The sequence below is a fragment of the [Actinomadura] parvosata subsp. kistnae genome (genome assembly GCF_900323885.1).
GTDB lineage: Bacteria > Actinomycetota > Actinomycetes > Streptosporangiales > Streptosporangiaceae > Nonomuraea > Nonomuraea composti.
In genome coordinates this window covers 3,523,470-3,537,984 of the sequence record NZ_OOHJ01000018.1, presented here as the reverse complement: position 1 = coordinate 3,537,984, position 14,515 = coordinate 3,523,470, and the positions used below count along the sequence as shown (strand labels likewise).

General features: G+C 71.9%; 14 protein-coding genes. 9 read left to right on the top strand and 5 right to left on the bottom strand.

The genetic code is table 11. From position 1 onward, the window contains the following. Positions 1-62: 62 nt before the first annotated feature. Positions 63-2,807: an AbfB domain-containing protein gene (locus KIS93_RS36800; protein WP_080043344.1), complete on the top strand. Its 2,745-nt coding sequence runs from the start codon at positions 63-65 to the stop codon at positions 2,805-2,807. Positions 2,808-2,837: 30 nt separating this feature from the next. On the opposite strand, the gene KIS93_RS36795 is transcribed toward KIS93_RS36800, so the two are convergent. Beyond that, the gene (locus tag KIS93_RS36795) at positions 2,838-3,341 is read right to left on the bottom strand and encodes an O-acetyl-ADP-ribose deacetylase (protein ID WP_080043345.1); all 504 of its coding nucleotides are present in this window, start codon (positions 3,339-3,341) and stop codon (positions 2,838-2,840) included. A gap of 25 nt (positions 3,342-3,366) precedes the next feature. Next, positions 3,367-3,696, bottom strand: coding sequence for a hypothetical protein (locus KIS93_RS67720; protein WP_222107711.1), 330 nt, complete (start codon positions 3,694-3,696; stop codon positions 3,367-3,369). Positions 3,697-5,672: 1,976 nt separating this feature from the next. Here KIS93_RS67720 and KIS93_RS36785 point away from each other — a divergent pair. The 5 genes from KIS93_RS36785 to KIS93_RS36765 all read left to right on the top strand — a co-directional run bounded on the left by KIS93_RS36785 (position 5,673) and on the right by KIS93_RS36765 (position 8,382). Further along, entirely contained in the window at positions 5,673-6,029 is a 357-nt protein-coding gene (locus tag KIS93_RS36785) for a BlaI/MecI/CopY family transcriptional regulator (protein ID WP_080043346.1), read from the top strand. Then, a complete protein-coding gene (locus KIS93_RS36780; RefSeq protein ID WP_080043347.1) occupies positions 6,026-6,931 on the top strand; it encodes a M56 family metallopeptidase in 906 nt (301 codons plus the stop codon). The genes KIS93_RS36785 and KIS93_RS36780 overlap by 4 nt, the downstream gene beginning before the upstream one ends. Positions 6,932-6,991: 60 nt before the next feature. Then, positions 6,992-7,483: a helix-turn-helix domain-containing protein gene (locus KIS93_RS36775; RefSeq protein WP_080043348.1), complete on the top strand. Its 492-nt coding sequence runs from the start codon at positions 6,992-6,994 to the stop codon at positions 7,481-7,483. 3 nt (positions 7,484-7,486) lie between these two features. After that, positions 7,487-7,894 (top strand): hypothetical protein, encoded by a 408-nt coding sequence (locus KIS93_RS36770; RefSeq protein ID WP_080043349.1) that lies wholly within the window; start codon positions 7,487-7,489, stop codon positions 7,892-7,894. Between the two features lie 122 nt (positions 7,895-8,016). Continuing rightward, positions 8,017-8,382: a DUF2516 family protein gene (locus KIS93_RS36765; protein WP_080043350.1), complete on the top strand. Its 366-nt coding sequence runs from the start codon at positions 8,017-8,019 to the stop codon at positions 8,380-8,382. A gap of 1 nt (position 8,383) precedes the next feature. Here KIS93_RS36765 and KIS93_RS36760 read toward each other — a convergent pair whose 3' ends face one another. Beyond that, positions 8,384-9,010, bottom strand: a complete 627-nt coding sequence (locus KIS93_RS36760; RefSeq protein WP_080047299.1) for an SGNH/GDSL hydrolase family protein — start codon at positions 9,008-9,010, stop codon at positions 8,384-8,386. A gap of 40 nt (positions 9,011-9,050) precedes the next feature. On the opposite strand from KIS93_RS36760, the gene KIS93_RS36755 reads away from it, so the two are divergent. Then, positions 9,051-9,785, top strand: coding sequence for an alanyl-tRNA editing protein (locus KIS93_RS36755; RefSeq protein ID WP_080043351.1), 735 nt, complete (start codon positions 9,051-9,053; stop codon positions 9,783-9,785). Positions 9,786-9,837: 52 nt separating this feature from the next. On the opposite strand, the gene KIS93_RS36750 is transcribed toward KIS93_RS36755, so the two are convergent. After that, the gene (locus KIS93_RS36750) at positions 9,838-10,752 is read right to left on the bottom strand and encodes a TetR/AcrR family transcriptional regulator C-terminal domain-containing protein (protein WP_080043352.1); all 915 of its coding nucleotides are present in this window, start codon (positions 10,750-10,752) and stop codon (positions 9,838-9,840) included. Positions 10,753-10,859: 107 nt separating this feature from the next. Here KIS93_RS36750 and KIS93_RS36745 point away from each other — a divergent pair, with 107 nt between their 5' ends. Together KIS93_RS36745 and KIS93_RS36740 are read left to right on the top strand one after the other, a co-directional pair. After that, positions 10,860-11,936 (top strand): FAD-dependent monooxygenase, encoded by a 1,077-nt coding sequence (locus tag KIS93_RS36745; protein WP_080043353.1) that lies wholly within the window; start codon positions 10,860-10,862, stop codon positions 11,934-11,936. Positions 11,937-11,965: 29 nt separating this feature from the next. After that, the gene (locus tag KIS93_RS36740) at positions 11,966-13,573 is read left to right on the top strand and encodes a DUF2207 domain-containing protein (protein ID WP_230465628.1); all 1,608 of its coding nucleotides are present in this window, start codon (positions 11,966-11,968) and stop codon (positions 13,571-13,573) included. Here KIS93_RS36740 and KIS93_RS36735 read toward each other — a convergent pair. Continuing rightward, complete coding sequence (locus tag KIS93_RS36735) at positions 13,570-14,418, bottom strand: TIGR03619 family F420-dependent LLM class oxidoreductase (RefSeq protein WP_080043355.1); 849 nt, start codon at positions 14,416-14,418, stop codon at positions 13,570-13,572. The genes KIS93_RS36740 and KIS93_RS36735 overlap by 4 nt on opposite strands. Positions 14,419-14,515 lie beyond the last annotated feature (97 nt).

The following is a 14,515-nucleotide window of genomic DNA, read 5'->3' as shown; positions in this document are numbered from 1 at the left end:
CGTTCAAGTTCGGTCGCAACCTGTCGGGGGAAGTCGGGCACGGTCCTCGTCAAGGAGCCGAGATGAGCAGATTCTCAGGCTGGACCCGCCGCCTCGCCGCGGTCCTGGTCCTCTCAGGAGCAGTCGTCGCCTTACCCGTCCAGGAGGCGCTGGCCGCGCCCCCGCTCACCACCCCGTGGACCGCCGAGGTCACGCCGGACAACGCGCTGCCGGAGTACCCGAGGCCCCAGCTCGTCCGTCCGGACTGGCAGAGCCTCAACGGCCTGTGGCAGTTCGCCCCGACCGGCTCCCTCACCACGCCACCGACGGGGCAGAACCTCGCCGAGCAGGTGCTGGTCCCGTACCCGATCGAATCCGGACTTTCGCGGATCCAGCGGCACGAGGACCGCATGTGGTACCGCAGGACGTTCACCGTGCCCGCCGGCTGGTCGGGCCGGCGCGTGCGGCTCAACTTCGGCGCGGTCAGCTGGGAGACGCGGGTGTGGGTGAACGGCACCGCGGTCGGCACCCACACCGGCGGCTACGACCCGTTCAGCCTCGACATCACCCCGGCCCTGCGCGGCGGCTCGAACGAGCTCATCGTCGGCGTGTACGCTCCCGTGGACGCGGCCGGCGCCCCCATCGGCAAGCAGCGCCGCTCCCCCGGCGGCATCTTCTACACCGCGCACTCCGGCATCTGGCAGACCGTCTGGATGGAGCCGGTCAACGCCGCGAGCATCACCCGCCTCGACACCACCCCCGACGTCGCGGCGGGGCAGCTCGACCTGGTCGTGCAGGCGTCCGGCGCCTCGGGGCAGCAGGTGCGGGCCGAGGTCATGACCGGCGGCAACGTGGTCGGCACCGCCACCGGCGCGATCGGCGCCCATCTGCGGGTCCCGGTCCCGAACGCCCGCCTGTGGACCCCCGACGACCCCTTCCTGTACGACCTGCGCGTCACGCTGACCGGCACCGGCGGCGGCGACGTCGTGACCGGCTACTTCGGCATGAGGTCGGTGGGCAAGGCGATGGTCGGCGGCGTGCTGCGCCCCACGCTGAACGGCCGGTTCGTCTTCCAGCTCGGCACCCTCGACCAGGGCTACTGGCCCGACGGCATCTCCACCGCCCCCACGGACGCGGCCCTGCGCTTCGACCTGGAGCAGCAGAAGGCGCTCGGCTTCAACACGGTGCGCAAGCACGTCAAGGTCGAGCCGGCCCGCTGGTACTACTGGGCCGACCGGCTCGGCCTCATGGTCTGGCAGGACATGCCGTCGATGCGCACCGGCGTCACCCCGTCCGCCTCCGACCGCGCCAACTTCGAGAGCGAGCTGCGCCGCGTGGTGGACCACCTGCGCGGGTTCACCTCGATCGTGCAGTGGGTGCCGTTCAACGAGGGCTGGGGCGAGTACGACCCCGCCCGCATCGCCGACCTGGTCAAGAGCTGGGACCCGAGCCGCCTGGTCAACAACAACTCCGGCTCCAACTGCTGCGGCTTCGACGGCGGCAACGGCGACGTCGTGGACGACCACATCTACGTCGGCCCCGGCACGCCGCAGCGGCCCAGCGCGAGCAGGGTGGCGGTGCTCGGCGAGTTCGGCGGGCTCGGCCTGCTCAGCCCCGGTCACCAGTGGCCCGGCACCGGCTTCGCGTACGAGATGACCGCGAACGCGACCGCGCTGACCGACCGCTACGTCTCCATCAACGAGCAGCTCAAGCCGCTCATCGTGGACAACGGCCTGTCCGCCGCCGTCTACACCCAGCCGACCGACGTGGAGAACGAGGTCAACGGCCTATGGACGTACGACCGCCGGGTGCTGAAGGTCGACGCCGGCCGCGTCCGCACGGTCAACCTCTCGGTGATCAGGTCCGCGACCGGCCTGACGGCGGGCGGCCTCGTCTCGCTGCGCGTCACCACCCCCGGCCACACCGGCCGCTTCCTGCGCCACCAGGACGGCCTGGCCCGCACCGACGTCGTCACCGCGGGCAGCGCGGACACGCTGAAGCTGGACGCCACGTTCCGGGTGCGCCAGGGCCTGGCGAACGCCACGTGCTTCTCCTTCGAGTCACGCAACTTCCCCGGCCACTACCTGCGGCACGCCGATTCCCGGGTACGCAAGGACGCCCGCGACGGCACGGCCCTGTTCGACCAGGACGCCACGTTCTGCGCCCGCGCGCCGCAGGCCGGCACCGGCGTGTCCCTGGAGGCGCTCAACCAGCCCGGCGCCTACCTGCGCCACTACAACGACGCCGTCTACATCGCGCGCAGCGGCGGCCCCAACGCCTGGGACACCGCCACGTCGTTCGCCGCCGACGTCACCTGGCTGCCCGACACGCCGTGGTGGCGCAGCGGCGCCGACCTGACCGTGGGGGCGGCGCAGTCGCTGCGGGTCACCACGCCCGGCTACACCGACCGCTACCTGCGCCACCAGGACGGCCTGGCCCGCACGGACGTGGTGACCGCCGCGAGCGCGCAGCTCCTCAAGGAGGACGCCACGTTCTACGTGCGGCGCGGGCTGGCGGAGGGCAGCTGCTACTCCTTCGAGTCACGCAACTTCCCCGGCCACTACCTGCGGCACGCCGACTTCCGGGTACGCAAGGACGCCCGCGACGGCACGACCCTGTTCGACCAGGACGCCACGTTCTGCGCCCAGCCGCCCAGGGCCGGGGGCACCGGGGTGACGCTGGCGTCGTACAACATCGCCGGCCACGCCGTCAGGCACTACGCCGAGGCCGTCCACATCGCGGTGCCGGGCGGCGCGCACGCCTTCGACGCCGCCGCGAGCTACGACCAGGACGTCACCTGGGCCGTCGCGCCACCCTGGGCGCCCTGACCTGACCCGGTTCGAGGCGCGCCCCGACATTCAGAGGCGCGCCTCGAACGTGGCGTACGCGGCCGCGTCGAACAGCACGAACCGCACCTCGGTCACGGCCGTGTCGGCCTGCCTGACCGCCTCCAGGGCGATCCGGGCGGCGTCGTCCATCGGCCAGCCGTAGATGCCGGTCGAGATCGCGGGGAACGCCACCGAGGCGGCGCCCAGCGTGTCGGCGACGCGCAGCGACTCGGTGTAGCAGGAGGCCAGCAGCGCCGAGCGGTCCTCCGACCTGGAGTGGACGGGGCCGACCGTGTGGATGACCCACCGGGCGGGCAGCCGGCCGGCCGTCGTGGCCACGGCCCGGCCGGTCGGCAGGCCCTTGCCGTACTGGCCGGCGCGCAGCTTCCTGCACTCCTCAAGGATCTCGGGGCCGCCCCTGCGGTGGATGGCGCCGTCGACGCCGCCGCCTCCCATGAGGGAGGAGTTGGCGGCGTTGACGATGGCGTCGGCCCGCTGCTGGGTGATGTCTCCTTGGACGAGCGTGAGCTTCACCCTGCCAGGTTGCCAGGCCGTGACCTCATTTGCCCGTCAGGCACTGGGTGATGACGGAGACGTCGTCGCCCTTGCCGCTGTGGTTGGTGAACATCATCTGCCACTTGTTGCCGGCGGCCAGGCTCTCGACGATCGAGGCGTTCACGTGCGTCCCGTGCCAGTCGTAGCCGCCGGAGATCGGGACGCTGCCCGCCGGGCAGGACCCGCCCGTCACGCGGACGGAGTGGTGCGCGTGCACGTACACCTCCGGTCCGCGCTTGGCCATGAGCTTCAGCGTGGGCGCGGGCCCGTGCGGGCCGACCGGCCCCCGGTCGCCCTTCGGGCCGGTCTTGCCGATGGGGCCCGTCTTTCCCATGGGGCCCGTCTTTCCTGTCGGTCCCATCGGCCCTGCCGGGCCCGCCGGACCTCTGGGTCCCGCCTTCCCGGTCGCTCCCGTCTTCCCTGTCGGCCCTACGGGACCTGCCGGGCCGGCCGGGCCCCTGGGGCCGGCCTTCCCGGTCGACCCGGTACGCCCCACCGGTCCCGCCGGACCCGCCGGGCCTCTGGGGCCCGCCGGTCCTCTGTTTCCGATGGGTCCCGCCGATCCCGTGTCACCCTTCGGGCCTTGTGGCCCGGTCGCTCCTCGGGGGCCTACGGCACCCGTCCTGCCCACGGGGCCGGCGGGCCCGGTTCTTCCGATCGGGCCCGCAGGCCCTCTCGCGCCGGTCGCCCCGGTCCGTCCTGCCGGTCCCGTCCTGCCCACGGGTCCGGCAGGGCCGGCGACGCCTCTGGGGCCGGTCGGCCCCCGCTCGCCGGTGGCCCCGTTGCGGCCGGGGATGCCCTGCGGACCCGGAGGGCCCTGCACTCCGGGTACGCCCTGGAGCCCTTGAGCACCGTCACGGCCGGGAGGCCCCTGCGGGCCGGTGGCTCCGGGCGGGCCTGGGTCGCCCTTCGGGCCAGGCGCGCCCGCCGCGCCCGGGTCCCCTTTCAGCCCGGGAGGTCCCGGGTCCCCCTTCGGCCCGGTGGGTCCGGGCGGGCCCGGATCGCCCTTCAGTCCGATGCCGCCGGGCGGCCCCGGATCGCCCTTCGGCCCCACCGCACCGCGCGGCCCTGGATCGCCCTTCGGGCCGGCCGGGCCTGGATCACCCTTCGGCCCGGGCACGCCGGGCGGGCCAGGGTCGCCCTTCCATCCGGGCGGGCCTGGATCGCCCTTGGGGCCGGCCGGGCCGGGCGGCCCTGGATCGCCCTTCCAGCCGCGCGCCCCAGGATCGCCCTTCGGGCCCGGCGCCCCGGCCGGGCCGGGGTCGCCTTTGGGTCCAGCAGGGCCGGGCGGGCCTGGGTCGCCCGGCCGGCCCGTCCGCCCCGGGTCCCCCTTGGGGCCCGTCGCACCGGGATCGCCCTTGCGTCCCGGCGGGCCCGGCTCACCGCGCGGGCCGCGCTCGCCCTCGCGCCCGGGGTCGCCCGGCCTTCCAGGAGGGCCCGCCTCTCCGGCCGGGCCCGGATAACCTCGTGGCCCTTGCGGCCCGACCTTGCCCGGCGCTCCCGGCTTTCCCGGCATGCCGGGCCTTCCGGGCGCGCCGGTCTTTCCGGGCGGCCCCATCTTCCCGGGCGGTCCGGGCTTCCCTGTGGGCCCGATTTTTCCAGGAGGTCCCATCTTCCCAGGCGGGCCCATTTTTCCGGGCGGGCCCATTTTCCCGGGTGGGCCCGGCTTCCCGGCCGGGCCCGGCTTTCCAGGAGGCCCGGCGGGCCCGCGCGCGCCTCTCGGCCCGGGCTTGCCCGGATGCGGCGGATGGGGATGCGGATGCCCGGTCTCGTCACCCTGCGCCGGCTGGTCGGCGGCGGCCACCGGCGTACCGGCGTCAGGAACCGGATCCACGTGCGGCGTCAGCAACCGGACGGTCCCCCGCAATCCGCCCTCCGGCACGGGATGCACCGCCCGAGCGCGGAAAGGCGCGTCAAGAAATCCCCGGGTCGTCCGCCCGGAGGACACCGCGCCGGCCATCAGCACGGCCGCATCACAAGCGGAATCCGGCAGGGCACAATGAATTCCGGTAATTCCCGCCGACAGCACAAGGGCACGTGTCAGCGCATTGATCCTCATACTGGCCATGCTCACAAACAGCGGCATAGACGGACAACCGACACGAGTCTGCAACGACTTCAAGAAGCACTCAAGAAACGCCCGAAAGCGCCGCCTCCATACAAGGTCATCACATTGCCGCTTTACCCGCCCGGATAAAACTCCATAAAAAACTCCCATCCCTACAAATCGGACAGCGACCCCGCGGTGACACCTCGCAATCGCCCGCCCCGTTTGCCAGCTCGACGCGTTGTAGAGCTACCCTGAAGGACGTGAAGGGTCTCGGCGAGCTTGAACGCAGCATCATGGACATCCTCTGGGCGGAGAGCAACGCGCTGACCGCCCGCGAGGTCGGCAGGCTGATTGCCGACCGCGACCTGGCCCCCACCACGGTCATGACCGTTCTCGACCGCCTCACCCGCAAGGGCTTCCTCGAGCGCACCCGCGACGGGCGCGCATGGCGGTACCAACCGGCGGAAAGCCGCGACGCGTACATCGCGGAGCTTATGCTGGAGGCGTTGGACCTGACGGGCGACCGCTCCGCCGCCCTGACCCGCTTCGCCCAGGCCGTGTCGGGCACGGAGGCGGAGATCCTGCGCAGAGCCCTTACGGAGCTGGAGGAAGAGTGATCACGGCAGCGGCGCTGGCAGCGCTCGCCACGGCGTGCGCGGTTGGCTCCTGGCGTTTCACGACGGCCCGGTGGACCTCACGGGCCCCCCGGCTGGCCATCATTCTCTGGCAGTCACTCGGCGTGTGCTGGGGGCTGGCCACCACGGGCGCGATGCTCGCCTTCGCCGTGCAGCCGTACGACGCGGGGGTGCTGCCCGGTCTGATCGCGTTCGCGCAGGGCGAGACGCCCGCGCAGGCGTGGGACCCGCTGCACGTGCTGGCCCTGATCGCGGGGCTGACCGCGCTGGCGGTGCTGATCGCGGTGCTGCTCACCGCGGGCGTGCAGGCGTTGCGCGCCCGCCGCAGGCACCGCATGCTGCTCGCGCTGATCTCCCACGACGACCCGGGCGTGCCCGGCGTGCGGGTGCTGGCGCATCCCAGCGCCGCCGCCTATTGCGTGCCGGGCCTGCGCTCGCAGGTCGTGGTCAGCGAGGGCGCGCTCAAGCTGCTGTCGGAGGACGAGCTGACCGCCGTCCTCGCGCACGAGGCCGCTCACGTACGCGAGCGCCACGACCTGGTGCTGCTGCCGTTCGCCGCGCTGCGCCGGGCGCTGCCGTGGTCGAAGGTGGTGGCCGACGCGCAGGCGCAGGTCGAGCTGCTGGTCGAGATGGCGGCCGACGACCGGGCCCGGCGCTACTGCTCGCCGCGGCGGCTGGCCACGGCGCTGCTCAGGTTCGGCAGCGCGGGGGCCATGCCGACGCCGCACGGCATGCTCGGCGTGCACGTCCAGAACGTCATGGCCAGGGTCGATCGCCTGATCAAGCCGGCTCCCGAGCTGGCCGCGTCGGTGCGCTACGGCTTCATCGCGCTTTCTGTGACGTTGGTCACCGCTGCCCCGTTCCTGTGGGTTATCCAGCTCTGATGCTTGCTGGCGTTAACCGCCCCGTTTGCAATTGCAAGCACCACGGGGCAGACTACAGGTATGGCACTACCCAAAGTCGGCTCGATCGGTGAATACATCCGCGAGCAGCGGCAGCAGGCGAAGATCTCGCTGCGCCAGCTCGCCGCGGCGGCAGGGGTCTCCAACCCCTACCTGAGCCAGATCGAGCGCGGCCTGCGCAAGCCGAGCGCGGAGATCCTCAACCAGATCGCCAAGGGTCTGCGGATCTCCTCGCAGGCGCTCTACGTGCAGGCGGGTCTCATCGAGGACCGCGAGCCGCCCAGCGACGTGATCACCGCGATCAGGGCCGACGCGCATCTCAGCGAGCGGCAACGCCAAGTGCTGATCGACATTTACGAGTCGTTCCGCAAGGAGAAGCACGCCGAGGACGAGCAGACCTCCCAGAATGCCCGCCCCCGGCATGACTCCGATCCGGACGACGGGCCGCTGCCCGAGGAGTTTCTCGCCGCTCTTGAGCCCTATGCGGCGACCTCACGCAACGGAGACGTCACCCAGGAAACCAAGGAAGGTTAACCCATGACGCTGGCCACCGAGGTCAAGAAGCTCACCGAGTCCAAGCCGTTCTACGCCGTCGCCGGCGTCGGCGACTACGCCGTCGAGAAGCTGCGCGAGCTGCCCGAGCAGCTCCAGAAGCTGCAGTCGCGCCGCTCCGACCTCGCCAAGGACCTGCCGGTCAAGGCCCGCGAGTACGCCGACAAGGCCGAGGGCTTCGCCCGCGACCTGCCCGAGAAGGCCCGCGAGTACGCCGACCAGCTCACGCTCAAGGCCACCGAGGTCTACGAGGACTTCGCCACGCGCGGCCGCAAGGTCGTCAGCCAGGCGAGCGGCACCGCCGCCCTCGAGCTCGAAGAGGTGTCGGAGGCCGCCGAGCCGCCCGTCGCCGAGCCGGTCAAGAAGCCCCGCACCCCCAAGGCCAAGGCCTGACCCACACCGGTGGCCCGTCTCCCTGCCGGGAGGCGGGCCATTTCGTTCAGGGGTGCCCGCATGTCGGGGGCGCCTATTAGGCTGAAGCCGATTCCCTAGCGGTGTTGGGCGGAGACGACGACATGAGCATGATCAACGGCCTTTTCAACCTCCTCTTCGTGGTGCTCTCCGTGGCCATCCTCGGCATGTCGATCTACGCGCTGGTGCACGCGCTGCGGGTGCCGCCCAACGCGTTCGTCGCGGCGGGCAAGCTGAAGAAGAACCTGTGGCTGCTGATCCTCGGCCTGGCCACGCTGTTCTCGGCCGGTGGGGCGCTGACCTACCTCCAGGCTTTCATGCTGGTCGGCGGCGGCGCGTTCCTCGGCGTCAACTTCGGGCTGTTCTCGATCGCGGCCGTCATCGCGGCCACGATCTACATCGTCGACGTCAAGCCCGCCGTCAAGGGCATGGGCGGTCGCGGCAACAACGGCCCGTACGGCCCCTGGTAGGTCAGCCCAGCTGGGCCGCCAGCCAGGTGGCCAGGCTCCGGTGCCCGGCGAGCGTCGGATGCACGCCGTCGGGCAGGATCGCCTCCTCGGGCCAGCTCACGCGCATGGGGTCGAGGAAGGTCACCTTCCCCGCCCTGGCCGCCTGCGCCACCGCGTCGCGCACCGCGTACGCCTTCCTGGGCGGCTCCTTGAGCCACAGCGGGCCGATCACCACCGTCCTGGTGCGCGGCCAGTGCGCGCGCACCTCGGCCAGCAGGCTCGCGGCCGCCCCGCGCACCTGCTCGGGGCTCCAGCGCCGGTCGTTGTGGCCGCCCGCGATGACGAGCAGGTCGGGGGCCGGACGCCAGGCCAGCTCCTCCTCGTACGAGCGCTGGAACGTGCGGCCCGCCCGCCCCTCGTTGCAGAAGCCCGTGCCGGCCGCGCCCGCGATGATCGGCTGCCCGCCCAGCAGCCGGGCCGCCTGCGTGGCGTACGACCGCCAGGGCGGCACCGGCCCCGACCCGACGGTGAAGCTGTCGCCCACGAACATCATCACCGGCGCCCGCTCCCTGACGGCCGGCGGCGCTTTCGCCGCGGACGCGCACGAGGGCAGCCCCAGCACCGCGACGACCGCCAGGACGCGTCTCATCAGGCCACGCATGACCACCTCAGGGCACTAGGCTGCCGATATGAGCACCGATCTCCACGGACGTACCCAAAGGTTGGAGCTGTCCGACCAGACCCTGCGCGACTTCGAGGCCGTCGTCCTGGACGCCACGCCGGAGGGGATCGTGCTGAGCAGGTCGGCATTCTATCCAGGCGGGGGCGGCCAGCCGGCCGATCACGGAGTTCTGCTCTGGCAGGGCGTGGAGACGCGCATCGTGGGCGTGCGCAAGGGCGACGACCTGTACCTCATCCCGGCGGAGGGCGACCCGATCCCGCCGGTCGGCACCGTGGTCGAGGGCGCGGTGGCCGACGCGCGCCGCTCGGCCCTCATGCGCACGCACTCGGGCCTGCATGTGCTGTGCGGGGTCGTCTTCCGCGACTACGGCTGCCTGGTCACCGGCGGCAACATGGACGAGCTCAGCGCCCGCATGGACTTCAACCTGCCCGAGGTGCCGCCCGGCTTCAAGGAGGCCGTGGAGGACGCCTGCAACGCCGAGATCGTGGCCGACCGGCGCATCGACGTGAAGGTGCTGCCGCGCTCGGAGGCGTTCGCCATCCCCGACATCATCCGCACGGCCACGAACCTGGTGCCGGAGACCGTCCAGGACGTGCGCATCGTCGACATCGTCGGCCTCGACACGCAGGCCGACGGCGGCACGCACGTGGCCTCGACCAAGCAGATCGGGCGGATCAAGGTCGCCAAGATCGAGAGCAAGGGCCGCGGCTTCCGCCGCCTGCGCATCCAGATCTCCGACTAGACGTTCCGCGCGTCCAGATCTTCGGCCAGCCTCCGCGCGTCCGGATCTCCGGCTAGCGGCCCTCGATCAGCCCGGTCAGGCCGTCGAGCAGCGACTGCAGGCCGAACGTGAAGAGCCGGTCGAGGTCGAGGTCGAAGTCGCCGCCCAGCTCGCCGATCATCCGGGCGAAGGCGGGGTTCGTGGCCATGATGCGGCTCATGAACTCCTCCTGCCCGCTCAGCCACTCCTCGTCCGTGATGCCGGTGCTCGCCCTGGCGCGCTGCTCCAGCTCGATGTGAGCGGCGATGCCCTGGACGAAGCTGTAGATGAGGATCGTCACGTACATCCGGGTCGTGGCGTCGAGGCCGGTCTCCTGCAGCGCCTCCAGGGCGAGCTCGGAGTGCTGGAGCAGGGCTTCCGAGGGCACCGGCCGGGTCAGCGGCGTCGCCCCGGCCATCCATGGGTGCGCCCGGTAGGCGGCCCACTGCGCCCGCGCCGACGCCTCCAGCCGCGCCCGCCACCCCTCGGGACGCTGGGCGGGCAGCGGGAACTCGGCGAACGCCGCGTCCACCATGAGCATGACCAGGTCGTCCTTGCCGCCCACGTGCCGGTAGAGGGACATGGTGGCCGCTCCGAGCCGCCCGGCGACGGCGCGCATCGTCAGCTCCGACAGCCCTTCCGCGTCGGCGATCTCGATGGCCGCGCGGACGATGCGGCGCCGCGTCAGCTCGTGCTCGGGCGACGCCCCTGGCCGGGGTTTGGCCGGGGTGCCGGGCCGCTCCGCCACCACCGTGCCCACGCGCGGCTCGGCCACCACGACGCCCTCGCGGGCCAGCAGCGCCAGCGCCTTGGCGGCGGTGGCCAGGGCGACGTTCCAGTCGCGGGCGAGCTGCCGGGTGGAGGGCACCCGCTCGCCGGGGCGGAGCCGGCCGTCGGTGACGCGCTGCTTGATGTCTGCGGCGATGCGGGCGTGGGGCGGGGCTTCCATGCGTCCTCCTGTACTAGTACAGATCCTCCCACTATACCGTTGCCACCTGCTGTATGTACCCCGTACATTCAGTTCTGCGTACAACGTCAACACACACGGGAGACATCATGAAGGTTCTGGTCTCGGGCGCGAGCGTCGGCGGCCCCGTCCTGGCGTACTGGCTGGGCCGGCACGGCTTCGACGTCACGGTGGTCGAGCGGGCGCCGGCGCCCCGCAAGGGCGGGCAGGCGATCGACATCAGAGGCGCCGCGCTGACCGTGGTCGAGCGCATGGGCGTGCTGGAGCAGATCCGCGCGCTGCGCACCACCATGCGCGGCATGAGCATGGTGGACGGCGACGGCAACGAGATCATGCGCAACGAGGAGGCCACGCTCAGCGGCGGCCGCTTCGACAGCCCCGACATCGAGATCATGCGGGACGACCTCAACCGCGTCCTCATGGAAGCCACGAACGCCCGCTACGTCTACGGCGACTCGATCGCCACGCTCGGCGACGACGGCGCCGTCACGTTCGAGGGCGGGTGGAGCGAGCGCTACGACTACGTCATCGGCGCTGACGGCCTGCACTCCAACGTGCGCCGGCTCGCCTTCGGCCCCGAGCGGGAGTTCCTGCACCACCTCGGCACCTACGTCTCCATCTACACCGCCGACAACTTCCTCGGCCTCGACCACTGGCAGACCTGGTTCAACGCGGGCGAGGCGGGCGGCGCGCTGTTCAGCGACCGCGAGCCGGCCGAGATGCGGGTCAACCTCGGCTTCAGGGCCGGCGTGATCGACTACGACCACCGCGACGTCGAGCAGCAGAAGCGGCTCGTCCAGGAGCACTGCTCCGAGGTCTGGCAGGCGCCCAGGCTGCTGGAGGCCATGTGGAAGGCCGACGACTTCTACTTCGACGCCATGGCCCAGGTGAAAATGGAGCACTGGACGAAGGGGCGGGTCGCGCTGGTGGGCGACGCCGGTTACTGCGCCTCGCCGCTGTCCGGGCAGGGCACGAGCCTGGCGCTGGTCGGCGCGTACGTGCTGGCGCAGGAGCTCGGCGCCGAGCCGGAGGGCGCCTTCGAGCGGTACGAGCGGCGCATGCGCCCCTTCGTCGAGGCCAACCAGGCGCTCGCGCACGAGAACCCCGGCCAGGGCGCCGCGCCGGAGAGCATCCAGCGTGCGGCGAACAGCATCACACTCACCTGACCAGGTACGAACCGATACGATTTGCCGCCATGGGTATCAGACTCACGATGGCCGCCCTGGCGGCCACCGCTCTGACGTTGGCCGCGACCCCCGCCGCCCTCGCAGCGGAGGCCGGGATGACGGACGAGGTCACGATGACCCTCGGCAAGGACGGCACCCTGCACGTGGTCGAGAAGATCAGCGGGGCGTCGGGGCAGGCCAAGCGCACGTTCATCACGCGGACGCGCTACGACGACGGCAACGACCGCCTCTATCGGATCTCGAACGTCAAGGGTGGCACCCTGTCCGGCGACGTGCTCACCGTGACGGGCCCCACCGTCGAGTACGACGTCAAGGGGGCCGTGACCCCGTCGGGCGGCATCGAGGAGCTGCGCTGGTTCGCCGTGAACGGCTGGAACCAGCCGGTCGCCAAGGCCACGGTCAAGGTGAGCGGCCCCGGGCAGGTCCAGAACCTGTCCTGCTTCGCCGGCGCGCTCACCTCGGCCATCGGCTGCACCTCCGCCTCCATGGACCACGCCGCCACCCAGGCCGACTTCGAGCAGGAGGACATCGCCCCCGACCAGGCCCTCACCGTCATCGTCGGATACCCGAAGGGCTCCACCAGCGGCAAGCCCATCCTCGACAAGCGCTTCTCCCTGTCGGCCGCGTTCACCCTCGACACCGTCACCGGCGGCGCCCTCGCCGGGCTGCTCGTGCTGCTGCTCGGCGGCGTCGGCCTGCTCTACTGGACGCGCGGGCGCGACGCCCGGGTCGCCGGCCACGAGAGCGGCAAGGTCGATCCCGTACAGAACGGGCACTTCAGCCCGCCCGACGGGGTGCGGCCCGGCCAGATCGGCACGCTGGTCGACGAGCAGGCCGACGTCATCGACGTCACCGCCACCATCGTCGACCTCGCCGTGCGCGGCTACCTGCGCATCGACGAGCAGCCCAGGCAGACCTACGACGCCCCCGACTGGATGCTCGTCCGGCTGCCGAACGCGCCCGTCAACGCGCTCCTGCCGTACGAGCTGGCGCTCTACCAGGCCATCTTCGACGGGCGGGACGCCGTGCTGCTGTCGCAGCTGTCCGGCTCGTTCGCGGCCCACCTCGGCAAGGTGCGCGACGCGCTCTACGCGGACGTGGTGCGGCAGGGCTGGTTCGCCCGCCGCCCCGACACCGAGCGCACCCGATGGACCACCATCGGCATCGTGCTGGTCGGCGTGGGGCTGCTCGCCACCGTGGGGCTGGCCTGGTTCACCACGTACGGGCTGCTCGGCCTGGCCGTGGTCATCGCGGGCGGCGCGCTGGCCGTCGGCGGCCAGTACATGCCGGCCAAGACCGCCAAGGGCTCGGCGGCGCTCGCGCACACGATGGGGTTCCGCCAGTACCTGTTCTCCGGCGAGCTGGGGGACGTGCCCGAGCAGCACCGGGTCGAGCTGTTCTCCCGCTACCTGCCCTACGCCGTGATCTTCGACGGGGTGGAGCACTGGTCGCGCGTCGTCGCCTCCGTCACGGGCAACGGGCACCAGGCCGACAACCTGTACTGGTACCACGGGCCGGCCGAGTGGGACCTGTCGAAGTTCGCCGGCTCGATGCGCACGTTCACCACGACGACGTCCGGCGCCATCTCCGCCACCCGCCAGTTCCGCTCCCTCTAGAAGAACCGCTCCGCGAACGCCTCCAGCTCCGCGCGCTGATCGTCCGGCTCGACGGACGAGGGGCTGACGACCAGCCGCGTCACCCCGCGCGCGGCCAGCTCCTCGACCCGCCCGTCCGGCATGTCGATCGCCCCGAAGCGGGTGTACTCCAGCGCGTCCGGGTCCCGGCCCGCCCCGGCGGCGGTGGCGCGGGCCAGCTCCCACAGCTCGGCCACCTCCTCCGGACGCAGCCGGCCGCCGGGGAAGAAGCCGTCGCCGCGCAGGCCCGCCCGGCGCGCCGCCGCCCGGCTCGACCCGCCGACGTGGATGGGCAGCCCCGTGCTCTCGTACGGCTTCGGATAGCTGACCAGGCCCTCCAGCTCGAAGAACTCCCCCGCATAGCGCACGCCGTCCTCGTCGCCCGCCCAGAGCAGCCGCAGCACGTCGATCGCCTCGTCGGCCCGCCGCCCCCGGGTCGCGAAGTCGACCCCCATCGCCGCCGCCTCCCCCGGCAGGGCGCCGAGCCCCACGGTGAGCAGCCGCATCCGGCCCTTGGACAGCACGTCGATGGTGGCCAGCCGCTTGGCCAGCGTCACGGGATGGTGGTAGGGCAGCAGCAGGACGCCGGTGCCGAGCAGGATCCGCTCCGTGCGGGCGGCGACGAACGTCAGGGTGTCGAGGGGGTCGGCGTACGGCAGCGCCGGCGGCAGCTCGAAGGAGCCGACCCGGGCGCCCCGGTAGAGCACGACGTGCTCGGGAACGTACAGCGACTCGAACCCGCACTCCTCGGCCAGCCGCGCGAACGCCACGAGGTGATCGGGGTCGACCCCGTAGTGCGGCGTGCTGTAACTGATGCCGAATCTCATGCCCGCCACGCTAGAACCTTGACGCTGACGTCAAGGTAGCCTTTGAACAGATTGTTCAACACGTCCTGTTGACAACACACCCTTTCTGCACCATCGT